This is a genomic window from Caballeronia arationis (genome assembly GCF_001544975.2).
GTDB classification, from domain to species: domain Bacteria; phylum Pseudomonadota; class Gammaproteobacteria; order Burkholderiales; family Burkholderiaceae; genus Caballeronia; species Caballeronia arationis.
Map to the genome: position 1 here is coordinate 1 of NZ_FCOG02000603.1, position 559 is coordinate 559.

Annotated in this window: 1 protein-coding gene; it reads left to right on the forward strand. The window is 57.1% G+C overall.

The genetic code is table 11. The features are described from left to right. On the forward strand, positions 1–314 hold a 314-nt coding region (locus tag AWB81_RS44070; protein ID WP_235026285.1), incomplete at its 5' end, for an ATP-binding protein. Between the last annotated feature and the right edge of the window lie 245 nt (positions 315–559).

Genomic DNA, 559 nt, shown 5'->3' on the forward strand with positions numbered 1-559 from the left:
TTACCGAGAACTGGATCGGCGCTCACGAACGCCAAGATGAGACCGTGAGAAAGGCGCAAGAACTCGGCACTCTCGAGCACATAACCACTGCAAATCAACCCTTCGGCGAATGGAACAAGGTCTTCCCTGACCCTGCCATGACGATCGCCGCTGTCGATCGCTTGGTCCATCACTCAACCATCTTCGAGCTCAACGTCGAAAGCTATCGACGGCGCACCGCACTGCAACGCAAGCAGCAAGGACCCGGACGCCCCGCGCAGTTCGCAACGCCGAACAACGTTGGTGTGCCGCCGCTTCACGAGAACGACTCATGACGCAACCAGATGACGCGCAAAACAACGCGACCCACGTCAGCGTGAATCAATAAACGCGCGTCAATCAACAACCGCTTGCCAGCGTCAATCAACATCGGCATCATCAACTTCGCCGCGACATTCTCATCTTGTTTGTCGCGCGCCTCTCATCCAGATCGCCGCGCCATACGGGATGACCTTTTTGCCTGGACTGCGTGTCACGCACTATCGCAAGCGCGCAATCATCGCATATCTGTTCGAGGGCG